This is a genomic window from Acinetobacter sp. C15, assembly GCF_013420645.1.
GTDB classification, from domain to species: Bacteria; Pseudomonadota; Gammaproteobacteria; order Pseudomonadales; family Moraxellaceae; genus Acinetobacter; species Acinetobacter indicus.
The window spans coordinates 1-1,111 of record NZ_VOXR01000135.1 but is presented as its reverse complement, the minus strand read 5'-3'; the positions used below and the strand labels follow the sequence as shown (position 1 = coordinate 1,111).

The window sequence follows — 1,111 nt, the reverse complement described above, 5'->3', positions numbered from 1 at the left end:
CGGACAGTCAATTCCAGATCGTCAACAGGGCGCAGCAGGATCGGATCGAACTCTGGTTTCTCTTCTTTCACTTCAGGCTGACGTACATCACGTAAGTCAACGAAAGCTTCCAGTTGTTCAGCCAGAATGGTTGCCGCCCGACGAATCGCCTCTTCAGGATCGATTGTGCCGTTGGTTTCCATTTCGATGACCAGCTTGTCCAGGTCGGTACGCTGTTCTACACGCGCTGCTTCAACATTGTAGGCAATACGCTCCACAGGGCTGTAGCATGCGTCGACCAGCAGACGGCCGATTGGGCGCTCATCTTCTTCCGAATGAATTCGGGTAGAAGCCGGCACATAACCACGACCGCGCTGAACTTTGATACGCATGCTAATAGACGCGTTCTCATCGGTCAGGTGGCAGATCACGTGCTGCGGCTTGACGATTTCGACATCACCGTCGTGGGTGATATCGGCTGCAGTCACAGGGCCAATGCCAGATTTATTCAAGGTAAGAATAACTTCATCTTTGCCCTGAACTCTCACCGCCAGCCCTTTCAGGTTGAGCAGGATTTCCAGGATATCTTCCTGAACGCCTTCTTTGGTGCTGTACTCATGTAGTACACCATCAATCTCAACCTCGGTCACCGCGCAACCCGGCATCGATGAGAGCAGAATACGGCGCAGTGCGTTACCCAGAGTATGGCCAAAGCCACGCTCTAAAGGCTCAAGGGTCACCTTGGCGTGCGTCGAACTCACTTGCTCGATATCAACCAGGCGCGGTTTTAGAAACTCTGTCACAGAACCCTGCATTGTGTCCTCTCTTTGGTACTAAGCTTTACTTGGAGTAAAGCTCGACGATCAGGTGTTCGTTAATGTCCGCAGACAGATCAGAACGCTCCGGCTTACGCTTAAACGTACCTTCCATCTTGCCAGCATCAACTTCCAGCCAGGTTGGCTTTTCACGCTGCTCAGCCAGCTCCAGAGCGGCTTTCACGCGAGACTGCTTCTTCGCTTTCTCACGAATGCTTACAACGTCATTCGGACTAACCTGATAAGAAGCGATGTTAACAACACGACCGTTTACCATAATTGCTTTATGGCTAACCGGCTGAAGTGCGTCTGCACGA

Annotated in this window: 2 protein-coding genes; both read right to left on the bottom strand. The window is 51.8% G+C overall.

The window, feature by feature from the left end; genetic code table 11:
• Positions 1-794: DNA-directed RNA polymerase subunit alpha (gene rpoA, locus FTT63_RS15545; RefSeq protein WP_180192487.1), on the bottom strand; the 794-nt coding region annotated here is incomplete at its 3' end.
• Between the two features lie 25 nt (positions 795-819).
• Positions 820-1,111 (bottom strand): 30S ribosomal protein S4 (gene rpsD, locus FTT63_RS15540; RefSeq protein ID WP_180192486.1); only part of this gene is annotated, 292 nt, incomplete at its 5' end.